This is a genomic window from Nocardia higoensis NBRC 100133 (assembly GCF_000308595.1).
In the GTDB taxonomy this organism is placed as follows: Bacteria; Actinomycetota; Actinomycetes; order Mycobacteriales; family Mycobacteriaceae; genus Nocardia; species Nocardia higoensis.
The window spans coordinates 36,233-62,993 of record NZ_BAGA01000183.1; the positions used below are offsets into that span (position 1 = coordinate 36,233).

Genomic DNA, 26,761 nt, shown 5'->3' on the forward strand with positions numbered 1-26,761 from the left:
CAGACGAGAGGACTGTGTAATGCCTACCCAGACCAGAGCGACCAGCGACGACAAACCCGTTCCGGCGCCCCGCGCCAAAACCCCGGACCAGTCGGCCGATGCCCCTGCCGCGGGCCACACACCGGCCGCGATGCTCAACCTTCCGTTCTTCAGGGCCGAGGTGGCGATTCCTGGCCCCGGCGTCAAGGTGAAGGCGGGACCGATCAACCTCTCCCTGCCCACCCGCTACCTCTACTACGGCGGACTGGGTGCACTCACCGTTGCCGGTGCGGTCGAATGGCCGATCGCCGGCGCGCTCGCTGCTACGGGTCTGGTGGTCGATCGCATCCGCAAACCCGCCTCCGTCCGACGCGAGGCCGTCGAAAGCAAGGCCGTCGAAGGCAAGGCCGTCGAAAGCAAGGCCGAGCCGACGCCTGCCCACTCCTGATCACGCGGCCCGTGGCGCACACGGCCGGATTCTGCGGCCGCTGGTTAGTCGCGGCCATGGACCGGTCGGCCGGGCGTCAGTCCGCCGAAGCGCTCGCCGACAACGATTCCAGGATGCAGCTCACGTGCGGGGCGCCCCCGGGGCATCCCGGGCTCGCCACCGGCTTCGATTCCTCGACAGCCGGCGCGGGCACCAACGGGATCGGCGCAGCGTGTGCGGCGGCCGTCGGGGAGAGCAGGGCGGCGGCGAGAAGCAGTCCGCTACGAATCATGTTGCGTGGCAATGGTTGTCCTCTCATCGTGGGATCGTTCGGGTGAAGACTATGCATCGGAGCGCTTCGCCTGCAGCCCCGGGAACATGTGGCCCCACCACCGGGGGCATTCGCCGCGGATCGGAAAGGACCGGTAGCCGGACCCGATAGGTGGGAGTCGCACTCGGCGACGGGCGTGCGACGAGCTTCTCGCGGCCAGGAGGCGATCGGGGCGGTGCCTCACGGTCGCCACGTGCCTGCGATTCGGTACGGTTCGGGTTCCGCCCACACAGTGCGGCGGCTCGTGCCTATTCGATATTGGAGGCTCTCGTGGCTGGTGGTCTCGTCGCCCTGCTGGACGACGTCGCGGCGCTCGCGAAGGCGGCCGCGGCGTCGATCGACGACGTCGGAGCGGCGGCGGGTAAGGCCAGTGTCAAGGCAGCGGGTGTCGTTGTCGACGACACCGCCGTCACCCCCCGCTACGTCCACGGGTTCACGCCGGATCGGGAACTGCCGATCATCCGCAAGATCGCGATCGGTTCGATCCGCAACAAGCTGCTGATCATCCTGCCTGTCGCGATGATCCTGAGTCAGTTCCTACCCCAGGCGCTGCCCTACCTGCTCATCGCCGGTGGCCTGTTCCTGTGCTACGAGGGCGCCGAAAAGGTCTACGAAGCCCTCACCGGCGGCCACCACGACGAGGAAGCCGCTGTCGGGCAGGCCGGCCCCGAACTCGAGAAGTCGATGGTCTCCGGCGCCATCCGCACCGACCTGATCCTCTCGGCGGAGATCATGGTGATCTCCCTGTCCTCGGTCGAGGACGAGCCCTTCTTCACCCGTCTGGGCGTGCTGATCATCGTCGCATTCCTGATCACCGCGCTGGTCTACGGCGTCGTGGCGCTGATCGTGAAGATGGACGATGTCGGCCTGGCGCTCGCTCGGCGCGAATCGTCGTTCAGCCGGCGCGTCGGCCGTGGACTCGTTGCCGCCATGCCCAAGGTGATGTCGGTGCTCACCATCGTGGGGATCGCCGCCATGCTGTGGGTCGGCGGCCACATCCTCATCGTCAACGTCGGCGAGGCGGGCTTCCACTGGCCTGCCGATCGCCTGCACGATCTCGAGCACTGGTTCGGCGATCTCGTGCACGGCGGTCTCGGCGGCGTGCTGTCCTGGACCTCCGGGACCGTGGTGTCCGCGCTGGTCGGGCTCGTCCTCGGCGCGCTCGTCGTCGCGATCATGCATGTCATCCCGAGCAAGAAGAGCAGCGCGGCGGCGAGGTGACCACGAGGATCTCGCGCGCTCGCCCGTAGGACGATCCCATCGCGTAGTCTTCGGCGCGAGTTGTCTCCCAACCTACGTCAGGAGTTGCCGCGCGATGGCCGACCGCCACCTGATCGACGTCCATGTCCTGCTCGTCGAGGACGAGCGGCTCTTGCTGACTCAGCGCGGTGGCGACGACGCATTCACCGGCCGCTGGCATCTACCCTCCGGCAAGCTCGACGAAGGGGAATCCATCACCGCGGCCGCGGCGCGGGAGGCGTGCGAGGAAGTCGGGGTGGTGATCCAGCCGAGCGACCTGCGAGTAGTGCATGTCGTGCATGTCGCAGGATCCGGTCCCGAGCCACGCTTGGGAATCTTCCTCCACGCCAGGCGGTGGGCGGGGGAGCCGACGAACCGTGAACCGGACAAGTGTTCGGCGGTGCGCTGGTTTGCGATGGATCGGCTGCCGGAAGAGATCATCGAATACCCGGGGCTCGGAATTCAGGCATTTCTGAACGGCGCTTCCGCATCGTTCGGTGAACACGGATGGCCCGCGCTGGCGGGAGTGTAGCTTCACGGGCCGGTGCGCGCATGTTGTTCCCGGCCGAGTCGGATGAGCTTGTCGCGGATGTAGCTGCTCGGCGCGTGGGAAAGCTGAGTCCCGATGGCGAAATTGAACTCGTCACGGCCGTACATGGCCTCATCGATTCCGGCTTCGGTGAGGTCGACAGGCTTGTAGTCGAGCAGTTGCTCGCTGGTGTAGCGGCCAGTGGCGACGAGTCGGTTCCATTCCGGTGTCCCGGGGTAGGGCCGGAACTCGAACACGCTGGCCCGGAAGGTGCCGGGCAACGCGTCGGCGTTGTCCCAGAGCCGATGGACCAGCTTCTCGGTGTCGTCGATCTCCTCCTCGGTTTCTCCGGGGAAGCCGAGGATGAAGTATCCCTTGACGTTGATACCGCGGGTGAGCAACCGCTGCACGACACGAACGGTCATGTCGGGGTCGATGCGTTTGTCGATGTAGGACAGGACCCGTTTGTTACCCGACTCGATACCGAGGGCGACTTCGCGTAATCCGTTTGCCGCCAGAGTGTCGAGCATCGCGTCGGAGGCGTGGTCGAGGACGTTGATTCGTCCGGTGGCGTCCCAGCGTGCCCACTCCCCGACACGTGCAGCGGTGAAAGCACTCATCATCGTGTCGATGACACGCTTCCACCCCAGGAACAGATCGTCTACGAACCGGAAAGCGGTGACCTCGAGTTCGCCTCGCAGCTGGGTCATTTCGTCGACGATGGATTGCGGGCTGCGGACTCGGATGGTGATGTCGGAGTTGGCGCTGACCGCGGCGCCGCAGAACGAGCAGTTGTAGGGGCAGCCGCGGGCGCCGACCATGTTGGCTTCCCAGCGCCCGGCATCCAGGTGCGGGTCCTGGCAGAGATAGGTTCGATCGACGAACGGCAGAGCGTCGAGGTCGGGGGCGAGGTGGTGAGCAGTTCCCGGTGCCCCACCGGTGACAGGATATTTCAGGATCGGGTCGATCCACATCACCCCGGGTAAGCGTGTGCGGTTGCGGTGGTCGTCGAGCAACCGCGCCACTCGGGTTTCGGCTTCTCCGAGGATCAGAGCGGTACAGGCACTCATGCGCGGGTCGGTGAGAATCGGACCCGGCATAGCCTTGGCCTGATGACCTCCGAGCATGATCATGATTTCCGGATCCAGGCCGGCGGCGATCGTCGCGGAGATCTCGTAAGTCGGTGCGAGCAAGTTCAATCCGACCCAGCGTGGGCGAGTGGAATTTATCAGCGTGATCGTGTCCTCGATGCCGAGGCCGTGGGCTTCGGCATCGAGGACAGCGATGTTGTAGCCGTGGTGGGAAGCGTAGGTCGCGATATAGGCCATGCCCAGTACCGGCAAGGTGAAGTCGTTGACTCGCGGTCGCAGGGCGTAGTCGCGCAGTGGCGCATTGACCAGCAGCAGGTCCAGGGGATGACGTGCATCCCCTCCGGAAAGCAGGTCAGGGTGTGACTGCGGGTAGGGCTGGTTGTGCATCGGTGTTCCCCCAGGCGAGTGTCAGAAGTGTCCACGCAGACAGCTGTTCTCCAGCCAGCTCCTCCCATGCCGCTTTGAACCCCACTGCGGTGGCGGGCCATGGCCGATCGGGACCGAGCCTGTGGGCAGCGGGCCGGAGCGCGATGTCGGAGTAGTCGTAGAAGGAGAAATCGCCGGTGAAGTCCGCGACCGCGGTCCTGGCTGTCCACGGACCCACACGGGGGATGCACTGGAGTGCTGCCACCAGCTCCGACGGCTGCAGTTTCGACCACCGATGTCCCTGCGCCAGGTAGGCGACCGCAGCCGCTCGCAAGGCCGATCTGGGAAAGGCCGCCCCCACATCCCGGAACTGCTCATCGGTCAGGGCAAGGATCCGATCGGGGCTCGGAAACAGCGCGGCAGTCAATCCGTTGTGCGTCAAGGATTCTCCGAACGCGGCACAGAATCGGCGATACCGGACGCGAGCATGGGCGGCCTGGATGACCTGACGCATGATCGCTGCCGACAACGCATCCCACAACGAAGGGTTGGCCACCCGCGTGACCGTCCCGACCCCATGTAAGGGCGCAACCAGGTCAACGGGCCCCGTCGTCAACTCCGCCGCGGCGATCGTGTCGACCTGGATCGTCCCATGCGCCACGCCGAGATCCAGCACGGTCTCCCCGGCTTCGGTTGTGGTGGCGGTGATCAGAACCGCCTCGTCATCGACGGCGACGACACGGTAGGCGATGTCGTCACTACGTTGCCATGCGGGGTGGTCGGTCATCAGCATGCAGGTCTCCCATCGGTCAGCGGTGGCAGAACCAGGTCGGCAATAGCGCGCGCCGTCTCCCCGGCTCGTCGGCCGGTGCAATCGATGACATGAACCGGCCAGCCTCGTCGGCGGAGATTCTCGGCGACTTCGTCGAACATTTCCAGCTCTCGAACAACACTGCTGTCGGGCTCGCGCTCGAATCGGTTGTGCGGACCTCGCACCGACAACCGAGTCGAGATCAGGACCGGATCCGCTCGTAGGATCACCGCGACATCCGGTACGCGCACATCTGTGTTGAGCTGCCACACCGTCTCCGGTCGGACGCCATCGATCACCTGCAGCACGAGACTCGACGGCAGATAGCGATCGCAGATGACATTCGTGCCCGCTTCGAGTGCAGGCTGTATCTCGGAGACTTGCTGGTGATGGCGATCAGCTGCCACCAGACATGCCAGCGACATCCCCCTGTAGGTGTCGACACCTTCTCGGATATGGGTGCCGAGAGCGGTGCGGCTCGGTTGCGTCGTCAGGTACACCGGTGTGCCAGCCGATGCGAGACAGTCGGCAACACGAGCCGCAGTCGTGGACTTGCCGACCCCGCCGGCCCCGTCGATCGTGATCAATGCTCCAGCCATGGCTGAGCACCCCCTTCGCCCCGCAGGCGACGCCACGCACGGACACGCGGATACCTTTGTCGGCGACGATCGAGTTCGATCGCCCAAGCCGGCGGAATATCTCACTCGCCCGCGAGTTGTATCGTGATCACCAGTGTCGGCACCGTCGTGAGCACTGTCAACGGCTGATGCCTTGTGCTGCAACGCTATAGCCGTGACTCAGACGATGGAGCACACAGGGCGCGTTCTGTCGATCGACCCCGCGGAGGATTGACACCGGCTCTTCCCGCCCTCTCACACGGCCGACCTATCTCTTCGGGGTGTCCTTCGTCCAGATGTGGGCTGCAGCGGTGATGCAGGCGCCGAAATCGTCCTGATGTTCCGACCGGAGACTGTCCGGAACCACGCGTTTCACGGATTTCGCGGGTGGGCGGTGTCGAGGGCACGCAGCTGGGCGGGGTCGATCGCGCGCAGGGCCGCCAGCGAGGCGGTGACGGCGAGATCGCAAGCGGCGTCGATGTCGGAGCCGCCGACGATGACCGCCCGGTAGGCGACGTCGAGGCTGATGCCCAGCAGCATGGTGGCGAGAGTGTCGGCGCCGGTGCCGATGGGGGTCCCGCGTTCGGCGTAGTTGGCGCGCAGTTCTTCGGCGATGCGGGGTTCGAGGGCGGCCGCCAGGCGTCGCCCGTGCGGGCTGTCGTCATACCGGTTGTCGAGCAGGACACGGAATCCGCGGGGGTGGCGGCGGGCGTAGTCGAACAACGACTCGATGGAGTATCTGGCCCGCTGCCCGTAGTGCATCGTCTCGCCGTGATCGTAGATATCGAACATCCACGTGGTGAGCTTGTCGAGTTCGCGCTCGATCACGGCGTCGACGAGGGCGTCGCGGGAGCCGAAGTGGGCGTAGAGCGTCACCCGTGAGGTGTCGGCTCGCCTGGCGATAGTGTCCATGGTGGCACGATCGACCCCGATCTCCGCCATCACCGCGCACGCCGCGTCGAGCAACTCGGTATCGGTGGGGCGGTTGCGCGTACTGCGACGCGTGGACTCGCTCTTGCGTCGATCCCGGTGCGCGGTCTCGGTCACGGTCCTCCCCTCGCTTGCCTCGACGTCCTCGGTGCGGTGCCACCGCGGGGGCCTCGAAGGTCGCAGTCCCGAGCGTCAGTCCTCGGGCGGGCCTCCCGCGCTGTCCTCGAGGTTACCGAAATACGCGGCCTCGACTCTGTCCCGGCGTGCGCGCAGCTCGGCGGCCGAACCGGTCAGCGCGGCCCGGCCGTGGTGGAGCACCACCGCCGAATCGGCGATCGACAGCGCCAGTTCGATGTGCTGCTCGACCAGCACCACGGCCATGTGCTGGTCGTCGGCGATCTCACGCAACCGAGGCAGCAGTTCCTCCACCGCGATGGGCGACAAGCCGAGGCTGAGTTCATCGATGAGCAGGATTCTCGGCGCGCACAGCAGGGCTTTCGCCAAAGCGAGCATCTGCTGTTCGCCGCCGGAGAGCGTGCCGCAGCGGCGCGCGCGCAAGGTGCGCAGCTTCGGGAAGTAGTCGAGTACATCGTCGAGGGCAGGACTGTTCTTGCGGCGGGCCAGGCGCAGGTTGTCCTCGACCGAGAGGCTGTGGAACACCCCGCGACTGTCGGGCACGAGGATCACGCCGCGACGGGCGTTGCGTTCCACGCGCCGGTCCAGAGGTTCGCCGAAAGCGGTGACGGTGCCGGAGATGATGGGCAGCGCACCGACCGACGCCAGCAGGGTGGTGGTCTTGCCCGCGCCGTTCGGGCCGAGCAGGGCGAGGATTTCGCCCTCGCGGGCCTGCGCGTGCAGGTCGCGCACCGCGGGCACGCCGCCGTAGCCGACGGTGAGCCCTTCGATATTGAGTGCGGCTGTGGTCTGCGAGGAGGCCGGCCGGGTTTCGGCGGTGGTGGTCACTCGTTGTCTCCTGCCGGTCGGGCCGCCGTCGCCAGTGGCTGCGCATCGTCACCGTGGGTGACGGTGCCGAGATAGGCGGCGATCACGCGAGGGTCTTCCCGGATCACGGCGGGTTCGCCGCTGGCGATGACGACGCCGAAGTCCAGGACATACAGTCGCGCGCAGATGTCGAGCACGAGCTGCATGTCGTGATCGATGAGCAGCACCCCGATGCCCGAGGCCGCGACCCGGCGCAGATGCTGTCCGAATTCGACGCTCTCGTGGGTGTCGAGCCCGGCGGCGGGCTCGTCGAGCAGCACCACCCGGGAGCCGCCGACGAGGGCGCGTGCCACGCCGACCAGCTTCTGCTGGCCGAGGGTGAGTTCACCGGGTCGGCGGTCGCCGGCACCGGGGACGCCAACCAGATCCAATGCGGCGTCGATGGTTTCGCGCGGCGGCGTGGAACGCCCGAGGATATCGGTCAGCAGGGACCGCACACCGGTGCGCTGCAGGGCGACGGCGAGGTTCTGCTCGACCGTCAGGTCACCGAACAGTTCTCCGGCCTGCCAGGTCCTGGCCAGTCCGGCGCGGCGTCGGCGATGCGGGCCGAGCCGGTCGAGGACGGCGCCTTCGAGGGTGACATGCCCGGTCGAATCGGTGAAACCGGTGACCGCGTCGACGAAGGTGGTCTTGCCCGCGCCGTTCGGACCGATCAGGCCGACGATCTCGCCGGCGCCGACGGTGATGTCGATATCGGAGTTGGCGACGACGCCGCCGTAGTGCACCGACAGCCGTTCGGTCCGCAAGAGGGTCTCAGACATGCGCCGCCGCCTTCTCTTTCGCTCCCGGCACCGGTGCGGCGGCGGGCTCGCGGCCTGATCGCCGGGCGAGCGCCGCCTTCAGATGGTGTTTCGCCTCGGTGATCGCGCCTGCCACGCCGACCGGGTTGAGCACGGCCATCAGCAGCAGCACGCCGGCGGCGATGAGCTCGTAGTACTCGCCGAGTTCGAGTGTCTGGTTGAGGAATACGTAGCCGACGCCGAGCGGGCCCGCCGTGCCCGCGATGAACGCGCCCGAGACGGAGGTGATGCCACCGACGTAGGTCATCGCCAGCACCGTCAGGCCGATCATCACCGTGAACGAACCCGCCGAGAGCTGTCCGCGGCTGTAGCCGATGAGGCAGCCGCCGATGCCGGCGAGGAAGGCCGAGACGGCGAAGCCGAGCAGTTTCGTCGCCGCGACGTCGATGCCGACCGAGGCCGCGGCCCGCTCGTTGGAACGCACCGCCAGCATCGCCCGTCCGGTGGCCCCGCCCATGATCCGCATCACCGCGAGCGTGCAGATCGCGACCACCACCAGCACCATCACGGCGAACCGCAGGGTCACCAGGTCGGTGCCCTCGCGGACGCCGAGATCCATACCGAAGACAGTGGGGTCGGCGATGAGATTGCCCTGCGCCGGAGTCAGCGACGGATTGTTGAACACGAAGCTCTGAATGGCCAGGGCGGCCGCCAAGGTCACCACCGCCAATTGCGCGCCGCGGATGCGCAGCGCGGGCACGCCGACCATGATGCCGAGCGCCGTGGCAACCAGCGCCGCGGCGATCATGCCGAGCGGGAACGGCACATGCCAGTTGTCCGCCAGCTTCGACAACGCGAATCCGGCGGTGCCCGCGAAAGCCATACTCGCCAGCGAGATCTGACCGAGATAGCCGGTCAGCAGCACCAGCGACAGCGCGATCAGCGACAGGATGATCGACGTGACGACACCGAACCGCCAGGTGCCCGTGGTCGCGACGATGGCCGCGATGGCGATCGCGACCACGATCAGCGTCGGCACCACCCGGACCCGGGGGATGGTGACGGCGGGCATCTTCACCGATCCGAGCGAGCCGCGTGCCGGGATGCGGCCGCCGAGCAGGAACAACGCGATGATGACGATCACGAAGGGCACCGCGTCCCCGAGCCCGGCCTGAGCCCAGTTCGGCCAGAAGTCCTTCGTGTCGGCCCACAGGATGACCGCCTGGAACGATCCGAGCACCAGGCCGGCAGCGCAGGCCACGCCGAACGAGGCGAGACGTCCGACCAGCGCCGACGCCAGCGCCGGGATCACGTAGAAGGTGTAGCTCGTCTCGTTGAGGCCGATGGTGTAGGCGGCGAGGACGCCGATCAGCCCGCAGGCGGCGCCGGTCACCACCCACACGATCGCGGCGAGCCGGTCGGGGGAGTAGCCGGTCAACCGTGCCGCGAGCTCGTCCTCCGAACCGGCGCGGGTGGCGATCCCGGCGGTGGTGAGGGTGAAGTAGGCGCGCAGGGCGATCGCGACGGCGATCGCGACGCCGGCCAGGATCAGATCCGAGACGTTCACCATCGCACCCGCGATGGTCACGGTGTTCTCCGGCAGAATCGGTGCGGCGAAGAGGTTTTCGGTATCGAACCGCAAGCCGACCAGAGCCTGGATGAAGAGCATCAGCCCGACCGAGGCCACCACCTGGGCCAGCACCGGCGCCTGGCGCAACGGACGGAACACCAGCAGATGCGCGAGCAGCGCCCACACCGCCGCGGAGAGGACGCCGAGCACCGCGGCCGCCACCATCGGTGTCGGCTCGTCGGTGCTGCCGAGGGGGATGCTGCCGATCGGCAGGACGAAGGTGCCGTCGGTGCGCAGCGTGGCGACGACATAGACCGCCCACAGCGCGAAGGCGCCCTGCGCGAAATTGATGATCCCCGTGGCGGCGTGCACACCGACCAGTGAGGAGGCCAGGACGGCGTACACCGCGCCGGTCGACAGGCCTAGAAAGACGAACATCAAGAACTGGGCCATGTGATCCCGATTTTCTCTGAAATGGCCGAGGTCGTGAAGGGCGGGCCGCTCCGCGTCGAACGGCCCGCCCCCACGGTTGCCCGAGTCGGTTACGCGGCGCCCGGAATCAGTTTCAGGACTTCAGGATTCGGCGTGATGAAACCGCCGGTCACCGGTGCCTGCTTCTTGTCCTCGGTGACCTCGAACAGCAGCATGTCCGTGGTGCAGTTCGGGCTGGTCGCCTTACCGCAGGTCAGCTTCGGGCCGAGGAAACTCTGGTAGTCGGTCAGTCCCTTGAGGGTGGCCAGAATCGCGGGTCCGGTGAATTCGGCAGGCGGCTGGGCGGTGAGTGCCTGCGCGAAATCGACGAAGGTGGCGAACGTGCCGTAGGCGTAGAAGCCCGCGGTGCCGCCCGCGTTCTCGATGAACTTCTCGGCGATCTTCAGATTGGATTTCGCGGGCTCGGGGGCGGCGTCGACAGCGGGCGGCAACCACACCGGCGAATAGGCCTGCGAGCCGACGGCCTGGGCGCCGAGCACGTCGACGAATTCGGTGCAGGCCGCGAGGAAGATCGTGCCCTCGTACTTCACCGACCGCAACGCCTGGGCGAGCTTGTTGCAGGTGTTGTCGTTGGGCGCGGTCATCAGGCCGCCCGCGGCGGGATTGCCGTCGGCGATGGTGGAGGCCAGCGCGGTGAAATTGGGCGACGCGGGCGGGTAGTAGGCGCTCTTGACGTCGATGCCGAGCTGCTGACCCAACGGGGTGAGGAGCAGGTCGAACACCTGATGCGCCTGCGGCAGATCGGAATTCACCAGCGTCAGCGAATTCTTCCCGGCCTGCTTGAGCGACTGCAGGAAGCCGACCAGGAATGCCGCGGGCGGCGGTCCGAAGAACACCCGGTTCTCGACAACCGCGCCGGTGGCGGTATTGAACGGGATCTGGCCGATCAGCGGAATTCCCGCCGAGGTCAGGATCGGCATGGCGGCCGAGGATTCGGCGTTGTAACCGTCGATGGCCGCGACCACCCCGGCCTGCACGAACTGGTTGGCGCAGGAGATGGTGGATTCCGGTGAGGTGTTGTCGATTCCGCAATCGACGACTTCGAGGGGGCGACCGTTGATGCCGCCGATCTGATTGTTGATGTACTCGACCGCGGCGTTCCTGCCCGTGGTCACCCCCGCCTGGGTCGCAGGCCCCTGCGACGGATTGAACAGTCCGACCTTGATCGGTTCGCCACTGGCCACGACTCCCGGCGCGATGGACGATTCGCCGCCCCCGGAACTGCTGTCGTCACTACACGAAACCACAGAAAACACGCAAGCCACAGCCAGTGCCGCAGCGGCGATTCGACCGGTTCTTATACCCATTTTGAATGCCTTTCCAGGCCGGTCGATCCCGGGATGAACGCCGGACCGCCCGTCGAGCTACCGATTCGACGCCGCATCACAGCTCTCGGCGATACCGGCGACCTGATCTTGATTGTGATCCAGGCCACCTGAAGCTAGCCCCAGCCTTACACAGGTGTCAAGCTCGATTTTCGACGCGGTTCGCCGGTGGGGGAGAGGAGCGACTACCCGGGGATCGCTTGATATGTCGTGCAATCAGCCGCCGATCATGTGATCGGACACAACGCCGCCACTTCGCCCGCTGCCCGCTACGCCCGTGCGGGACCGCCCCGTCGACCCGGCCCGACCGCTTCGGCCGCCACGCGGCCGTCGATCCGGCCATTCACCGAACAGGCAACACTCGATGTCCGTCATGGAATGTCCGCGGTTCGGTATGGCCATTCTTCGATCGATACGCTGATGCCGAGTCGGCCGTTGCCCGGGTGGACAATGGGAAGATGCACCCGCACGGGACGCTGCCCGGCTCGGGAAGAGGTCTGAGCAGGGCCGAGCTGCTCGCCGCGATATCGCTGGCGATCGACCTCGGCCTGGGGCAGCCGATGGAACACATGCTCCGGTCGTCCTTGATCGCGATGCGGATCGCCGATCGGATGGGGCTCGACCCGCAACAACAGACGATTATGTACTACGTCGATCTGGTCGGGTGGATCGGTTGTCATGCCGACTCCCGCGAACTCTCGGTGCTCTTCGGCGACGATATCGCCTTCCGGGCCGACACCTACACGGTGGACAGGGCCGGCCTGCCCTTTCTGCGGTTGATGACCAGTCATGTCGGACGCGGATTGCCGGTATGGGAGCGGGGCATCCGTGCGGCCGCCTTTCTGGTCACGGCTCGCAATCAGGTCGCCACGCTCATCCGGTCGCATTGCACTTCCGCCGGAGTCCTTTCCGACCGGATGGGCTTGGACGAAGAGGTAGGCAAGGCGCTGGCCTTCGTCTTCGAACGCTGGGACGGTCGGGGCTTGCCCAACGGTGTTCGCGGAGAGGATATCCCGGTCGAGATCCACATCGCGCACGTCGCGGACGTCATCGAAGTGCACCTGCGGACGGGGGGACTCGAGCACGCGAAGGCGGTTCTCCGGTCCCGGCGCGGCAGTCAGTTCGACCCGGCGATCGCGGCGGTGTTCGATCGCGACGCGGCGGCGATCGTGGACGGTCTGCTCGAAATGGACGTCTGGACGGCATCATTGGCGCGAGCGCCGGATCGTGATCGGACCCTGACGGCCGAAGAGAGCGACGCGCTGCTCGCGGCCATGGCCGATTTCGCCGATCTCAAATCCCCTTTCGCTCTTGGGCATTCGCGTGGGGTTGCGAATTTGGCGGCCGGGGCGGCTCGGTACCTGGGTATGCCGGCATCGGACATCACCCATCTCTACCGCGCCGGCCTGGTGCACGGTCTGGGCAAAATGGGCGTGCCCAATCGGATCTGGGAGAAGAAGGGACCGCTCACCACGGCCGAATGGGAACGGGTGCGGATGTATCCGGATCTGAGCGGCCGGATACTGCGTCGAGTCGACGGCTTGGAGCCGGTGGTGCCTCTGGTGATGAAGCATCGTGAACGGATCGATGGATCCGGCTTTCCCCGCGGAATCGCCGGCGCGGAGTTGACCACGCGGGACCGACTGCTCGCCACGGCAGACGCTTATCAGCGACTACGTGAACCCCGTTCCTACCGGCAGCCGCTCGATCCTCGCGGCGCGGCCGACCGGCTACGCGCCGAAGCACACGCCGGACGTCTCGATGCCGAGTCGGTTGCGGCCGTGCTCGCGGTGGCCGATCCGCGAACCTCGCGGCGCAAGCCCTGGCCCGCCGGGCTGACCGACCGCGAGGTCGAAATCCTGCGACTCGTCGCGCGGGGCCGCTCGAACAGAGAGATCGCGGCCGAACTGTGCATCGCCGAGAAGACGGCCCGTAACCACGTCGAACGCGTCTACGCCAAGCTCGGGGTCAACAACCGCACGCAGGCCGGTCTCGCCGCGATCGATCGGGGTCTGGCGGGCTTCCCGGCCGTGGGGAAGTGAGCATCACGCGCCGGGCCGGGACCGCCGGTCCAAGACCCATATCGTGGCCAGCACGAGGCCGAGTGCAAACGCGGCGAGTGTGACGAGACCGGCGCCGGTGCCGCCGTGGAAGGCGTCGCCATAGGTGGACATGGCCGGCATCGATGCGGTGTAGCGCTCGAGCTCCAGGTCGCGACCCAGCGCCTCGAATGCGTGGCGGTTGGACAGGCCGAAACTCATCAGCCGACCGGGGGTCGCCATATCGTCGACCGGGACTATGGCCCCACCGAAGAGAACCTGGGGGAAGCAGAGCATCGGCAGGGCGAGAGCGGCCTGTGCGGCATTGGAGACCGCGGCCGAAGCCAGCAATCCGAGAGCCAGCGCCGAGGTCGCCTCGATCACGATCGTCGCGAACAACAAGGCGGCTACGTCCCACTCGACCGCAGGCAGCCGGCCGAGTGCCCGCAGCACACCGAGGAGCAGCGCGCTCACCCCGGCCAGCACCGGAAGCAGCGCTGCGACCTTGGCGGCCACATAGGCGCCGACACTCAACCCGGCCAAGCGCTCCCGCCGGAACACGGCCATCTCTCCGACGATCTGGAGCAGGCCGTAGGTGAGGCCGAAGAAGAAGCCGGCGAACGCGATCCAGAAGACGATCTGGACCGGGGCGAAGTCGGCTTCGCTACGCGGTTCGAACGCGTTCCGCTCGAACAACATCGCCATCATCGCGGTGACCAGCACCGGTGAGCCGAGCAGGACCGCCAGGGTCAACCGGTTGCGCAGGAGAACATCGATATTGCGCCGGGTGAGTAGCCACCATTGCCGGATCGCGCCTGTGCGGTCGCGGTCGGGACCGGTGGCGGAAGCGGGCCGCGTACCCAGGCCGGGCCGGGTCGTCGGCTGTTCGAGGCTGTCGGCGAATCGCTGCGCCCAGATCCGGGGGGTGCCCTCACGAGCCAGCCGCTCGTACACCTCGGTGAGATCCTCGACGCCGAAGTAGCGCCGAGCCTCGGCCGGGCTGCCGGTGAAGGCCAGGTGGCCCTCGCGCGCCAGGAATATCACCCGGTCGCAGCGGTCGATATCGCTCGGCTCGTGCGTCGTGAGGACGACGGTGACGCCGCGGCTGCTGAGTCGGCGCAGCAGGCGCATCACATCGGCCGCGGTCGACGGATCGAGCCCGGAGGTGGGCTCGTCCAGGAAGAACAGGTGCGGCCGGGTCAGCAGCTCGACAGCGATACTCGCCCGCTTGCGCTGGCCGCCGGAGAGCGCCCTGACCGGCACATCGGCTCGATCGGCCAAGTCGAGATCTCGCAGGGTCTCCTCGACCACCCGGTCCGCCTCGGCCGTCGATGTGCCCGCGGGCAGCCGCAGCCGTGCCGCATAGCGCAGTGTGCGACGCAGGGGCATCTCCAGGTGGATGATGTCCTCCTGCGGCACGTAGCCGATACGCGAACCGCCGCCGCCTCGGCCTCCCCGAACGACACCGTCGTGTCGAACCTCCCCGGCCGTCGGTGGCCGCAGTCCGGCGAGGAGCTCCAGCAATGTGCTCTTTCCCGCGCCGCTGCCGCCGGCGATGGCGACCAACTCGCCCGGTTCGACCGACAACGACAGCTCTCGGAGTATCGTCCGCGTCCCGATACGCCGGCTCACCCGATCGACATCGATTCGCCCGCCGTCCGGCCATCCGGACACATGATCCGCAGTACACGCACCGAAGCTCTCGACGGTCGGTGGCTCGAATGTCGAATCGGCCACGACCGGTGATCTCCGTGCTTCCCGAATTCGCCTGGTCATGTCCTGATCATCGGTCCGCCGACGCCGTGGGCACATGGGGCGTTTGCCTCAAATCGCCGACGAACGAGGCGCCGCGATCGAGCTCGATCACAAGGCCACTGTCGTCAGGGCGTCCATCCTGTCCGCCCTCCGTCGATGTGGGACGGCGATCAGATCAGCGGCCTGCCCTCGGCGCGCCGCCGCCGCATGTTCGCCAAGTGCTTGTCCAACGGGTAACGCCGCCACCGCTCGGGCCCGGTTCGCAGCACCATGCCGATCACGCGCATGATCGTTTCGAAAGCGCGCTGCCTGCGCGGTCCCCAGTCCAGCCCGAGCTCGTCGCGGAAGCGCTGCGGCAGGAAACCGGTGGTGAAGAAGCGGTTGATCCGCCCGAACGCCAACTGCTGCCCTCGACTGTAGGGGCCGAGATCGACCACCTGGCCGAGCAGATAGGCCTTCACCTCGTCGTCGACCGAGATATCCGCCATCGCCGATTCCCAGTAGTCCGCGAATGCCGCCCGATCGGGGGGCCACAACTGTGGCGGCATTTGCAGCGTCGTGCCGAATCTGGCCGATTCGCGGTACAACTCGTCGGCGAGGCTGTCGTCGAGCGGGCCGTAGAGATAGGTCAGCGAATCGAGGGTGCCGCGATAGATGCAGGCGGCGACCCACAGTTGCAGCCTCGGGTCGAAGGCGTTGTATTTCACCGGGCTGTCGGGAGTCGAGCGAACCTGCCGGTGTGAGCGGTTGGTCGCCTCGCGATAGGCCTCGCGTTCGTCGTCGGTTCCCCACATGGCCACCGCCAGGTAGGTCAGCGTCGTACGGCCGCGCTTTCGTGGATGCCGGTCGAACCGCCCGCTTTCCACGGTGCTCTCCACCACGCCACGACCCACGGCCGGGTTGCTCAACTGCATGATCACGTTCGCCGGCCCCCCGAGCAGGGCGCCCGGCCCGGCCAGGAACTCCTTTCGGGGTGTCACGCCGATCGCGTCAGCCGCCCCTTGCTGGACCACTACGCCTCCTGAGTTGATGAGAGACTTTAAGTCTACTTCTATCACCACCTTTCGCAAGGCCCTGGCGATCTCGAACAGCGGGCCACTTCCGGGGCGTCCGACCGACATGCGGGATTTCCCCTTCGTGCCGGTAAGGCGCGCGCGTCTTTCATTCGTTACAGTCCTAGCCCGAACCCCGTGATACTTTTGCTCACCGATCGATCTGTTCCAGCTGCGTACCGGCAATTCGACGCGAACTGCTCCCCCTGGAGGTCGAGATCGTGACTCGTCCGTTTCTTCGTTTTCTTGGTGCTCTCGGCGGTGTGACATGCATGCTGCTGGCAGCGTCCCCGGCAACCGCCGAACCGATTTATCCGCGCCCGGATCCCGACCCGTTCTTCGCTGCCCCTGCCGATCTGGCAGAGCACCGACCGGGTGATGTGCTCGACGTGCGGGTCATGCCGCCGTCGGTCTTCTTCCCCGGTGCCACGATGCGGCTGGTCAAGTTCCGTTCCACCAATTCGCGGGGCGAGCCGATCGCGGCGACCACCACCATCGCCACTCCCGCCGACCATCGCCCCGGCGGACCTGTGCTGTCGTATCAGCATTTCATCAACTCGCTGGGCACCGGCTGCGCGGTATCACACCAGCTCTACAGCGCCGACCCGAATCTTTCGGTGATCCTGCCGGCGTTGGGCGTGATGCTGCAGCGAGGCTGGACTGTGGCGCTGCCGGATCATCTGGGGCCGCAATTCGCTCTCGGGGCAGGACGTTTGGGCGGTCAGATCACCCTGGACGGCGTCCGGGCGGTGAAGCAGTTGCCCGAACTCGGCGCCGCGGACAGTCCGGTGACACTGGCCGGCTACTCCGGTGGCGGCCTCCCGACGGCATGGGCGGCCGTACTGCAGCCCTCCTATGCGCCCGAGTTGCATCTGGCCGGCGCGGCCATCGGCGGCACCCCGCTGAGCCTGGTGTCGATGGCGAAGGGGCTGGGCGCCAATCCGCACCCTGCCTTCGGCCTGGCGATGGCGGCGGCCATCGGCCTCGAGCGGGAGTACCCGGACCGCATGCGGGTCAGCCCGAATCTCAATCAGCGTGGTCTCGCGATGCGTGACGCGATGGCCAACGGCTGCACCAACGACATTCTCGCCATCGGCTCCGGTGGCAGCGCGCATGAGTTCGCTTCGGGGCCTTCTGTTTTCGACCAGCCCGATGCCTGGGCCGTCGCGGAGGAGAACAGCGTCGAACTCTACGGCCGCGCGCCGCTGATTCCGATGTTCGAATGGCATTCGCCCACCGATCCGCTGATTCCGATCGCCGCCATCGACAACACCAACCGCCAGTGGTGCGCGGCCGGGGTGCGATTGGAGACGCTGCTGGTTCCGTCGTTCGAGCATCTGTCCGCGGCGGTGGCCGGGGCGCCCGCGATGCTGACGTGGCTCGAGGGCCGCGTCCGGGGCGAACCCGCGCCGGTCAACTGCTGACGAGTTTGCTGCCCGCCCAGCTGTGGGCGGGCAGCAAACTGGGCCGGCCGGTGGGTCGCCGCCTCCGTTCGAACTCGGTCGGCGATGTAGCGCAGCATCACGACCGTGTCGAAATGCTGTTCCAATGCACCTCGGTGAGCGTGTGAGAGAGAACGACCTTGGGTTTCTGCGTCCATAGCTCACTGAACTCCCGTTCGATGCGCGACGCGTTCTCGGACACATGCGGCCAGTACTCGGCCATCAGCGCGTACATCCGGCGGCCGTGCAGCGAGATCTCGATCCCGCGGTACCTGTCGTTGTGGAACTGGTGCAGTTCCTCGTCCGGTTCGGTCCAGTCGATATTGCCGTCGCGGTCGTTGATGTAGCCGTCCAGGGACACGCCGATCCCGCACAACCCGCCGGTCACGGAGTCGGGGGTGGCGGTCGGATACGAGGCTTGCTCATTCGCCGTCACAGAATGCTGAACCCATCCGGCAGATCGCCGCGTCCGGTGAGGGCGAGCAGAACCGTCTCACCGTGCCCACGCCGCACAGCCAGCTCGGCGGCCAGCGGCAACACCTCGCTCACCACCTCGCCCGGGAGAGATTCGGGGAGTCCGATCGCCCGCGCCAGGTCCAGGCCGTGTACCGCGAGTTCGAACGTGCGGGTCGGCAGGTAGTCCGACAACAACATGCCGCCTACCGCAGTGCTGATGAGCCGGTCGTCGACTTGCGACAGCGCCCGCACGGCGCGGTCTCGGATGTCCCGGAAGGAATCGATCGGCTGATCACCGAGTTCGGCTCCGGCCTGCTCACCGCGCACACGAACCGCGTCGGGATCGACCCGATCGGCGGCGAGGCGGTAGTAGTCGACCGCGCTGCGAACGTCGTGATCCGTGGCGGGCCGCGTGAGATACTCGACGACAGTGCTCATCGCCCGGCCGATATGACCGACCAGGGACCGCACCGTCCAGGAACCCAGTGCCGGATCATCCCACTTCCCTTCCGGTACAGCCGCTGTCAGCGACACCGCGTGGTCAGCGGCTATACAGAATGCGTTGATCGGAAGCGTGCGTGCGCGGCTGCCCTCGGCCTGGTCGATGTCCATGTCGCAATCGAACTGCCCGGAGCCCGAATGCGACAGTGCCAATTTCCGGAAAATGATCACGCCGATGAGAAGTGGACCCGTCGACGAATTACACGCTGGCCGCCAGACGCTGTGTGTACGTCGCCCACGCTTCGGCGAGCCGATCCACCGCGGACTCGAGGGTGGCCGTGTCTGCCGCAGCCGAGACCGAGATGTACTCCCGCAGACCACCGTCGGTGACGCAATCACCCCCGACACCCACGCATACCCCGCCATGAGCCGCCACATGAGCGAAAGTCGACGCGTCGACGACCGGCATCCGCACCCACACCCCGTCACCCGAGGTCGCCTGCTCCACCGTCCAACTCGGCACCGCCTTCTCGAGCATGCTGCGCAAATACCCCACCTGCTCGGCGAGATGGTGGCGGCGGGCGGCGAACCATCGCCGGTCCGTGGCCTCGAGAAGCCGCGCGGCATGCACTTGCGCGCTCACGGCCGGGCGTGGCAGCCGCGGGAACGCCGCAAGCGACGACTCGATGGGCGCTGCTTCCCGGATCCATCCGACCCCGCAACCGGCCCACAACACCCGGCTCAGGTCCCCGATGGCGATGACGCGTTCCGACAGGGCGGCCAGCGGCCGCGCCTGCGGATCGCAGGCGGCCTCGATCGGGAAGAAAGACAGATCCTCGACCGCGGCGACGGTGTTGTCCTCGATCGCTCCGGCGATTCGCGGCAACCGCGAAGCCGTTGTTCGCCGGCCGCTCGGGCCGGATTCGACCGTGTCGAAGATCGCCACCGAAGCACGGGTGCGGCGAAGTGCGCGCCGGACGGCAGCCGGATCGATGCCGCCCGCATCGGAATGGACGCAGAGCGGCGTCGCCGTGTGGTCGGTGACGACCGAGCGCAGTGCCGGCCACATCGGTGCGCTGACGACGGCGGGGCGTTTCGCGTTCGAGCGCAGAATCAGCTCGAGCGCCTCCGCCGAGCCGGTGGTCACGATGATCTGGTCCGGCTCGGTGGACAATCCCAGGCCGGTGAGTTGCGCGGCCAGCGCTTGTCTCAGGATCGGCAGACCTCGAGCAGCGCTGCCCGAGCCGTGGGCCGCGGGGTCGAAGCCCCAGTCGATATCCGGTAGATGCGACGGATCGGCCGGTGCAGGCTGGGACAGATCGATGATGTCGCCGATGTCGTACACCGGTGAATCGATGTGCCGCGCAACCGGCCGCCGGGCGGCCGGCCGGGGACGGACGAAGGTGCCCGACCCGTGCACGCGTTCGACCACCCCACGCTCGGCGAGCTCCTCGAACGCGCGGACGACCGTGCCACGGCTGACACACAGCGCGGCGGCGAGTGTGCGTTCGGCGGGCAGACGCCGTCCGTAGGTCAGGGTGCGGGTGTCGACGGCACGTTCGATATCGGCCACGATCTGCAGATATCGAGGTAGGTCGGAATTGTCGTCCGCGCCGAAGACGACGGTCGTCCACCACGCGGTTTCCTGGTCCACTCGACAAAAATGGCACTGTCGGAAGCCGTATCGCAAGCTCGATGCTTGTCCCCGCACCAACCTCGAGTGAAGGGACCGAACATGGCGGAACCGGCAGCGACCTTGGCCCGTCGGCTCTGGGAGGCGATCGAACCACTGCACGCGGCGGCGTACTTCTCCCCGCACCACCGACGCATCTCGCTCGATCTCGGTATGAGCGGCTACTGGATGGGCTACTTCGCGGGCCGCGCCGCACCGCTCGGCGCGATGACCGCAGCCCCCGTCGAATCCATGTTCTTCAGCTTCCCCGCCCGCCGCGTCGCACGGGCGTTACCCGAGGCCTGGGCATCCGCCGACCCGGCGACGGTGCTCCAGGCACGTATCGCCACCGCGCGTCTCGCGCTCTCCGAGTACCTGGGCGAGATCCCTCGCCACGATCTCGAACAACTCGCGTCGTACCTCGAAATCGCCGCCGACGGATGTCATTTCGCCGGTCGGCCGTTGGCGGCCGGATGGTCGAGGGTGCCGAGACCCGACGATGCCGTGGCGCAGGTGTGGCTGGCCGCGACCGTCCTGCGCGAACATCGCGGTGACGGGCACGTCATCGCCTGTGTGCACGCGGGTTTGCGGGGAGTCGACGCGGTCGTCGCCCACGCGGCCACCGGCGCGGTCACCCGCGAGGTCATACAACCCAACCGCGGCTGGAGCGACGAGGAATGGGACATCTCCGTGCGCAGACTGCGCGCCCGCGGCCTGATCGACGTCGGCGGCCGTCTCACCAGGAGCGGGGGAGCGCTGCGCCGCGGCGTCGAAGACAGAACCGACTTCCTCGCCGCCGATCCGGTCACCGCCCTCGGCCGGACCGGGGTCGAAGAACTCATCGCCATCGCGGCGCCGATCAGCAGGCGCCTGTTCGACACCGGTGCCGTACCCCTGCCCAATCCCATCGGCGTTCCCCGGCCCTGAGGTGGATGAATGTGCCGCGCAGGGCTGGTGGCCGGTGTGGACATCTCCGTCTCGCGACGGGGTGAGGCACTACTCGCGCACATCACCGCCGTCGGCGGCGTCGCGACGTTCCGGTCGAGAAAGTCGAGTGGTCCGGTACTCGTGGTCGGCGCCTCCGTCGCGCCCACGCTGGATACACCAGCACATTCTCGGGACGAGGTGGTGACCCATGGACACCGAGAGCGAAGCCCCCATCGCCGCACGGTGTGAACAGATAGACGCGGCATCTCAGCGATTCGCCGAGACCGCCCCTCAACGCGAAGAGGTTGCGCGCCGTCGCGCGGCGAGCGACTCCGAGGTGGTCGACAGCAAGGAGCAGATTCTCGCCCGCGCCGACCGCCTGCTCGTCGCGGGCGAAGTCCCCGCCCAGGCAGTGATCGAACTGGGCAGGCAGGATCCGATCGACAGCATCGGCTCGCTCGAACGTGTCATCGGCTTCGCCAACGAACTCCAAGCCGTCAACTTCCTTGCCCGCGGCACCCGGGCCGCCGCCGCGGTCGCGCGGATCTCGTTGGCGGACAACGGTCGTGAGGTGCCGATGGGCACCGGCTCACTGGTCTCCCCGCAGTTGCTGCTCACCAACAACCATGTGCTGCCCGAACCCGAGGCGGCGGAGCGCGTCGTCGTCGAGTTCTCGGCCGAAGTCGGCATCGACAATGTGCCGACCCCGACCGTTCGCCACCGGCTCGCGCCCGCCGGCTTCTTCGTCACCGACCAGCACCTCGACTACACGCTGGTCCGCGTGGCACCGGGACCGGATGGTGCTGTGCCCGGTACAGCGTTCGGGTGGAACCCGCTGATCGCCGATCCCGGCAAGATCGTGATCGGTGAGGCGATGAACGTCGTCGGGCACCCCTCGGGGCGACTCAAGGAGATCTCGATCCGCAACAATCGGCTGGATCTGCAACTCGACGACTTCCTGCACTACAGCTCCGACACCGAGCCCGGCAACTCCGGCTCGCCGGTCTTCAACGACCAGTGGGAGATCGTCGCGCTACACCACGCCGGGGTCCCGAAGAAGGACGACACCGGCAGGGTGCTGCGCAAAGACGGCAAACTCTGGCAGCCCGGCGACGGCGACGACGCGATCGACTGGATCGCCAACGAAGGCACCCGCGTGAGCGTGCTGCTGCGCGACCTCGCCTCCCGGAAGTTCGACCCCGCACAACGCGCGCTGCTCGACGAACTCGGTCCCGCGGCGAACCTGCCCGCCGAGACCGGCCTCGCCGTCGCGACCCCACCGGCGCCCCAGCGGGCCCCGGCCACCGAGAGCCTGGTGCGCGGTCTGCAGGGCAGGCCTGGAGCCTTCGGTGGACGCCGTAGCGTGTTGTTCCTGCACGGCCGTGGGCAACAGGGCCGCGATCCCGCCGAACTGCGCCGCACCTGGACGGCCGGTCTGAACAAGGGACTCACCTCGGCCGATCGGAGCCCGCTCGACCCCGCCGATGTGTACTTCCCCTTCTACGGCGACCAGCTCGTCACGAGCATGGACACCCGCGAAGCTGTCGACACCGGATCGGTCCTCTACGAGCGCCTGGTCGCCGAGGCGGCACAGCGCGTCGGCATGCCCGGCCCCGACGAACTGCCCACCGACCCGGAGGCCAGAGAACTCTTCGATGGCATCGGCGCGGTGGTACTCGATCGGCTCCACGATCAGCTCGGCTGGATCGCCGCCCGAAGCGGCCTCGACTCCGTACTCATCGTCGCCATCTTCAAGGACGTCGCCGCCTACCTCGACGACGAGCGGGTTCGCAAGAGCGTGCTCGACACCGTGCTCACCGATGTGCCCCCGAGCGGCGAGCTGATCCTCGTCAGCCACAGTCTCGGCACCGTCGTGGCCATGGATCTGCTCTCCGAGCTGCCGCGCGAGGTGAACGTGAGCCTGTTGGTGACGGCGGGCAGTCCGCTCGGCCTGGACAGCGTGTATCGCAAACTGCTCAGCGGTGGCGCCCACCGGCCCGAACGTGTCGGCGAATGGCTCAACACCTGGTACGCGGGAGACCCCATCGCCATCGGCTGCCCGCTGCGCCAGGCGTGGGGGACCGGGGTAGCCGACCTCCCGGTCGAAAACTCCAAGGAACGGGCACACGACATCGCCGAATACCTCGCCCACGCCGCGGTCGCCGGCGCGATCGGAAAGCAGCTGACCGTTACCTCGATGTGCACCGGCTGAGCATCGCCGACGAACCGGACGGCGCCCCCGGACAGGAGCAATCAGCGGCGGATCGGCCCTCGGCCGTACCGCCGCGACGACTATCTCGCGCGTTCGAGCCCGGCCACCGCGTTGTCGGTGAGCCACCGCACCTCGTCATCACTCATCGCCAATGCCGTGTACCCGACGCTGAGGTCGAGGCCACCGAGTCGTTCGTCGGCGATCACGAACAGTGACGGGCCGAACACGTCGAGCGAAACGGTCATCGTGACGTCCTCGAGCGTATAGGGGCCGTAGTCGGCCTGAAGGCCGGAATCGCCTGCCGTGGTGACAGCAAGTCCGTCGATGCGGCCGTTGTGCCGCATCGACGGACGGAATTCGTACCGATACAGGTTCAGGTCGGGAAGCTTCAGGATCGAGGCGGACTGCTGGTTCTTGGCCAGCGCGGTGATCAGCTTGAACGAGGCGTCGCGGGCGGTGGCCCAGAAATCGTCGGTGATCGGGTGCTCGGTACGCAGGATGTCGACGTAGCAACCATAGGTCTCGTCCGGGACGGCGGGTTCACTGAGCCGACGGAGATCGACCGTGGTCAACACGGTCATGGCGTCGAGCCTGTACCGCTCGCGAACGGCGAGCAGGAACGCTGCCGTCACCGCACCGTGGAGCGTCGTTCTGTTGGCTTTGATGGCATCCTTCAGCGGCGCCATTACGGTGGGGTCGAGGTAACGCGCCAGCACTCGCGTTTCTTTCTTCCGATCGGGGATCGTCTGCTTGGGTAGTCGAAGGGCCGGCGTATAGGTACCCCTGCCACCACTGCCCGGCCTGTCGGGCAGTCCGGCCTCGACCGGCGGGGGCAGGGTGGTGCGGGCCGGTGGTTTCCGCTCCGCGGCGGCCGGATCGGCGAGGAATTCGAGGAGCCGGCGAGCGAGCATGTTGCCGGATTTGGCGTCGATGATCGCGTGATCGGCACAGATGACGATGTGGTTGAGGTCGTCGTCGGGCGACTGCCGCACCACTGTTACGCGCAGGCGCGGATGGTTGCCCTTCGGAATCGGCGTGCGGATGTCGGAGGCGAGAACCTTGCGCCAGGTGTCCGGGTCGGCACTGTCGACCACCTTCAACGGGATCTCCGATGTGCCCTCGGTGTCGAACCAGGGCTGGCGCAAAGCGAACGGGGGGAGGCGCCGCCAGACGAGCTTGCCGTAGCGGATATGCGCGCGGAGCAAGGGGGTCTGTGCCTGCAGCCAGGCGAGCGCGCGTTTCATCAGCGCCGGATCGAGGTGGCCGCGCACGTGCAGCACATGCATGGCGATCAGTCCGCCATGCATGTGCATGAAATGAAGCAGTCGTTCCTGTTCACCCAGCGGGCGCGTCTCGCCCATGCCGACTCCTAATTTCTCGAGCACAATTTCAAGGACGCGATGAAACGGACTAGTATGCTGTTTCGACCAGGGACCCGTGGACAGGGACTCGAATAGTGAATGATATCGAACAGCCGATAGTCGAGTACATCTCCGCTCTGGTCGCCGAAACCGGCGGCGAGCCGGTCGGACGCGCGACCCTCTTGCTCGAGACCGGCGTGCTCGATTCGGTAAATCTGGTAAGGCTGGTGCGGTTCGTCGAGAAAAGATTCAAGATCGACATCCCCGACACGGATGTACGGGAGGATCTCTTCGAATCGCCCGCGACGCTGGCGGCCTATGTCTCGCGACGAGCGACCGAACTCTCCTAGAGTTCGCGTAGCCTGCCGCGGAGCAATTTCCCGGTCGGGCTCCGCGGGAGTGCGTCGGTGAAAACGATTTCGTCCGGGACCTTCTGAGCCGACAGCCTTTCCCGGGCAGTGCGAATCAATTCATCAGCCGACACATGCGCACCTCTGACGACAAAGGCGATCAGCCGGTTGCCGCTTCGGGTGTCCGGGAAGCCGACCACAGCGGCTTCGGCGACGGCGGGCAACGTCATGAGCGTCTCCTCCACCTCGATGGGGTCGATCTTGAAGCCGGAAACCTCGATCAGCAGCTTGCTGCGGCCACGGATGAAGATGCGACCTTCTTCGTCGAGCGAGGCAAGATCGCCGGTCCGGAACCAACCGTCGTCGAACGCCTGAGCATTGGCCACGGCATCGCCGAGATAGCCCCGCATCAGCGAGGACGACCGCACCTCCAGTTCGCCGACGGATGGGCCGAGATCGGTGTCGCACGCAGCGATGCGGACTCTGGCGTCGCCCGCGGGCTTGCCTACCGAGGCCCAGGTCGCGACGGGATCGGCAGAGTTGTTGTGCGAGACCATGATCGCCTCGGTCGAGCCGTAAGCCTGACGAAGGGTGATATCGAGACGCTCGCGCACCGCTTCGAAGATCGGCCGCGTCAATCCGGCGCCGCCGGAGAAGGCCAGGCGCAGCCTGAGAGCGAAACTGCCGGTCTGACCGGCGATTGTGCCGTACATTGCCGGAACGGCCCCCATGAAGGTGACGCGCTCGCCGACCATGGTGTCGAGCAGCTTCTTACGCGAGAGCGCCAGCGGCAGCGGATCGCTCCAGTAGAGCGTCGTCGCTCCGCGGGCGACGGCCTGCGTGGCGCCCAGCATGAAGCCCATCGCGAAGTTGCCCGGCAGGATGTCGAGGACGATATCGTCGGGCTGAAGGTCCCAGGCTGTGCCGGCCCGTTCGGCATCGGCGATGAGCTCGGCATGGGTGTGCGGCACTACCTTGGGCGACCCCGTCGAGCCGGACGAGAAGAGGTAGAGCGCCGTAGTGTCGCCGGGCAGTTTCGGCAGCTGGGCGTTCGCAGTTCCTTCGGGTAGGGCATCGGTCAGCAACAGCGGCATGCCGGGAGCCGTATCTGCGATCAGCATCTCGGCAGCAGCGGCACGGCCGGGAGTCGCTATGACAGCCGCGAGCCCGGTCTTTCGCGCGAGCGTGGCGAGTTCGGATCGCGTGGCCGTGACACCCATCGGCATCGCGATGGCGCCGATGGCGAAGAGCGCGTGAGCGGTGACGAACAGATCGGATGAATTGGGAATCAGCAGGGCAACGGGGTCACCGCTCTCGATACCACGGTCGATGAAGTCGGCGGCGAGTCGGCCGATCCGCTCGACCAAAGCGGCGTAGGGCGTAAATGTCTCACCCTCCCGCAATCCACTGGTTATCGGCGCTCGCGCTGTCAGCGTCAGCAGATTCTCGTAGATCATCCCGACTCCGCACGGTGCGGCTGCCCCCTCTGACCGAAGGATAGGTGTGGGGTGCGGTATCTGCAAGGCGTCAGCCTGCCGCAGCGCCGTACAGCCCCGGTCACCAGCATCGTCGACCGAGACGGCGCCAGACCGGCCGACGCCGTCG

At 67.0% G+C, this 26,761-nt stretch carries 23 protein-coding genes and 1 pseudogene; 8 read left to right on the top strand and 16 right to left on the bottom strand.

Annotation, left to right across the window (positions count from 1 at the left end):
- Positions 1 to 19 precede the first annotated feature (19 nt).
- Positions 20 to 427 carry a hypothetical protein gene (locus ON26_RS30205; RefSeq protein WP_157172082.1) on the top strand — a complete coding sequence of 136 codons (408 nt, stop codon included), beginning with the start codon at positions 20 to 22 and terminating at the stop codon, positions 425 to 427.
- A gap of 76 nt (positions 428 to 503) precedes the next feature.
- Here ON26_RS30205 and ON26_RS30210 read toward each other — a convergent pair whose 3' ends face one another.
- Positions 504 to 725, bottom strand: a complete 222-nt coding sequence (locus tag ON26_RS30210; RefSeq protein WP_157172083.1) for a hypothetical protein — start codon at positions 723 to 725, stop codon at positions 504 to 506.
- A gap of 282 nt (positions 726 to 1,007) precedes the next feature.
- On the opposite strand from ON26_RS30210, the gene ON26_RS30215 reads away from it, so the two are divergent.
- Positions 1,008 to 1,958 (top strand): DUF808 domain-containing protein, encoded by a 951-nt coding sequence (locus tag ON26_RS30215; RefSeq protein ID WP_040801581.1) that lies wholly within the window; start codon positions 1,008 to 1,010, stop codon positions 1,956 to 1,958.
- A gap of 94 nt (positions 1,959 to 2,052) precedes the next feature.
- Positions 2,053 to 2,508, top strand: coding sequence for an NUDIX domain-containing protein (locus tag ON26_RS30220; RefSeq protein ID WP_040801583.1), 456 nt, complete (start codon positions 2,053 to 2,055; stop codon positions 2,506 to 2,508).
- Between the two features lie 2 nt (positions 2,509 to 2,510).
- Here ON26_RS30220 and ON26_RS30225 read toward each other — a convergent pair whose 3' ends face one another.
- The 8 genes from ON26_RS30225 to ON26_RS30255 all read right to left on the bottom strand — a co-directional run bounded on the left by ON26_RS30225 (position 2,511) and on the right by ON26_RS30255 (position 11,431).
- On the bottom strand, positions 2,511 to 3,983 hold the full coding sequence (locus ON26_RS30225; protein ID WP_040801585.1) for a B12-binding domain-containing radical SAM protein: 1,473 nt from the start codon (positions 3,981 to 3,983) through the stop codon (positions 2,511 to 2,513).
- The gene (locus tag ON26_RS30230) at positions 3,949 to 4,755 is read right to left on the bottom strand and encodes a DNA glycosylase family protein (RefSeq protein WP_218000658.1); all 807 of its coding nucleotides are present in this window, start codon (positions 4,753 to 4,755) and stop codon (positions 3,949 to 3,951) included. Before ON26_RS30230 ends, ON26_RS30225 begins: the two co-directional genes overlap by 35 nt.
- Positions 4,749 to 5,372: a dTMP kinase gene (gene tmk, locus ON26_RS32785; protein ID WP_083884488.1), complete on the bottom strand. Its 624-nt coding sequence runs from the start codon at positions 5,370 to 5,372 to the stop codon at positions 4,749 to 4,751. Before tmk ends, ON26_RS30230 begins: the two co-directional genes overlap by 7 nt.
- Positions 5,373 to 5,762: 390 nt before the next feature.
- Positions 5,763 to 6,437: a TetR/AcrR family transcriptional regulator gene (locus ON26_RS30235; RefSeq protein WP_040801588.1), complete on the bottom strand. Its 675-nt coding sequence runs from the start codon at positions 6,435 to 6,437 to the stop codon at positions 5,763 to 5,765.
- 75 nt (positions 6,438 to 6,512) lie between these two features.
- On the bottom strand, positions 6,513 to 7,226 hold the full coding sequence (locus ON26_RS30240) for an ABC transporter ATP-binding protein (protein WP_373280975.1): 714 nt from the start codon (positions 7,224 to 7,226) through the stop codon (positions 6,513 to 6,515).
- 53 nt (positions 7,227 to 7,279) lie between these two features.
- Positions 7,280 to 8,083, bottom strand: a complete 804-nt coding sequence (locus ON26_RS30245) for an ABC transporter ATP-binding protein (RefSeq protein WP_083884489.1) — start codon at positions 8,081 to 8,083, stop codon at positions 7,280 to 7,282.
- Positions 8,076 to 10,085 carry an ABC transporter permease gene (locus tag ON26_RS30250; protein WP_040801593.1) on the bottom strand — a complete coding sequence of 670 codons (2,010 nt, stop codon included), beginning with the start codon at positions 10,083 to 10,085 and terminating at the stop codon, positions 8,076 to 8,078. Before ON26_RS30250 ends, ON26_RS30245 begins: the two co-directional genes overlap by 8 nt.
- An 89-nt stretch (positions 10,086 to 10,174) precedes the next feature.
- A complete protein-coding gene (locus tag ON26_RS30255; RefSeq protein WP_174375465.1) occupies positions 10,175 to 11,431 on the bottom strand; it encodes an ABC transporter substrate-binding protein in 1,257 nt (418 codons plus the stop codon).
- A 476-nt stretch (positions 11,432 to 11,907) separates the two neighbouring features.
- On the opposite strand from ON26_RS30255, the gene ON26_RS30260 reads away from it, so the two are divergent.
- A complete protein-coding gene (locus ON26_RS30260) occupies positions 11,908 to 13,491 on the top strand; it encodes an HD domain-containing phosphohydrolase (protein WP_040801663.1) in 1,584 nt (527 codons plus the stop codon).
- 3 nt (positions 13,492 to 13,494) lie between these two features.
- On the opposite strand, the gene ON26_RS30265 is transcribed toward ON26_RS30260, so the two are convergent.
- A complete protein-coding gene (locus tag ON26_RS30265; protein ID WP_373280974.1) occupies positions 13,495 to 15,264 on the bottom strand; it encodes an ABC transporter ATP-binding protein/permease in 1,770 nt (589 codons plus the stop codon).
- A gap of 149 nt (positions 15,265 to 15,413) precedes the next feature.
- Positions 15,414 to 16,364: an oxygenase MpaB family protein gene (locus ON26_RS30270; protein ID WP_083884490.1), complete on the bottom strand. Its 951-nt coding sequence runs from the start codon at positions 16,362 to 16,364 to the stop codon at positions 15,414 to 15,416.
- Positions 16,365 to 16,567: 203 nt separating this feature from the next.
- On the opposite strand from ON26_RS30270, the gene ON26_RS30275 reads away from it, so the two are divergent.
- On the top strand, positions 16,568 to 17,719 hold the full coding sequence (locus ON26_RS30275; protein ID WP_083884491.1) for a lipase family protein: 1,152 nt from the start codon (positions 16,568 to 16,570) through the stop codon (positions 17,717 to 17,719).
- A 115-nt stretch (positions 17,720 to 17,834) separates the two neighbouring features.
- On the opposite strand, the pseudogene ON26_RS30280 reads toward ON26_RS30275, so the two are convergent.
- The 3 genes and pseudogenes from ON26_RS30280 to ON26_RS30290 form a co-directional block, all read right to left on the bottom strand.
- Positions 17,835 to 18,125 (bottom strand): annotated as a pseudogene (locus ON26_RS30280) (dihydrofolate reductase family protein); the annotation flags it as partial.
- 44 nt (positions 18,126 to 18,169) lie between these two features.
- Complete coding sequence (locus tag ON26_RS30285; protein ID WP_040801669.1) at positions 18,170 to 18,805, bottom strand: maleylpyruvate isomerase family mycothiol-dependent enzyme; 636 nt, start codon at positions 18,803 to 18,805, stop codon at positions 18,170 to 18,172.
- 88 nt (positions 18,806 to 18,893) lie between these two features.
- Positions 18,894 to 20,324, bottom strand: coding sequence for an aminotransferase-like domain-containing protein (locus ON26_RS30290; protein WP_245546124.1), 1,431 nt, complete (start codon positions 20,322 to 20,324; stop codon positions 18,894 to 18,896).
- Positions 20,325 to 20,369: 45 nt separating this feature from the next.
- Between ON26_RS30290 and ON26_RS30295 the strand changes: the two genes are divergently transcribed.
- Positions 20,370 to 21,233 carry an SCO6745 family protein gene (locus ON26_RS30295; RefSeq protein ID WP_040801601.1) on the top strand — a complete coding sequence of 288 codons (864 nt, stop codon included), beginning with the start codon at positions 20,370 to 20,372 and terminating at the stop codon, positions 21,231 to 21,233.
- Positions 21,234 to 21,441: 208 nt separating this feature from the next.
- On the top strand, positions 21,442 to 23,445 hold the full coding sequence (locus ON26_RS30300; RefSeq protein ID WP_040801603.1) for a trypsin-like serine peptidase: 2,004 nt from the start codon (positions 21,442 to 21,444) through the stop codon (positions 23,443 to 23,445).
- Between the two features lie 80 nt (positions 23,446 to 23,525).
- On the opposite strand, the gene ON26_RS30305 is transcribed toward ON26_RS30300, so the two are convergent.
- Positions 23,526 to 24,806, bottom strand: a complete 1,281-nt coding sequence (locus tag ON26_RS30305) for a phthiocerol/phthiodiolone dimycocerosyl transferase family protein (protein WP_040801605.1) — start codon at positions 24,804 to 24,806, stop codon at positions 23,526 to 23,528.
- A gap of 95 nt (positions 24,807 to 24,901) precedes the next feature.
- Here ON26_RS30305 and ON26_RS30310 point away from each other — a divergent pair, with 95 nt between their 5' ends.
- Positions 24,902 to 25,156: an acyl carrier protein gene (locus ON26_RS30310; protein WP_040801607.1), complete on the top strand. Its 255-nt coding sequence runs from the start codon at positions 24,902 to 24,904 to the stop codon at positions 25,154 to 25,156.
- On the opposite strand, the gene ON26_RS30315 is transcribed toward ON26_RS30310, so the two are convergent.
- A complete protein-coding gene (locus tag ON26_RS30315; protein WP_040801610.1) occupies positions 25,153 to 26,613 on the bottom strand; it encodes a class I adenylate-forming enzyme family protein in 1,461 nt (486 codons plus the stop codon). The two genes, ON26_RS30310 and ON26_RS30315, sit on opposite strands and share 4 nt — an antisense overlap.
- Between the last annotated feature and the right edge of the window lie 148 nt (positions 26,614 to 26,761).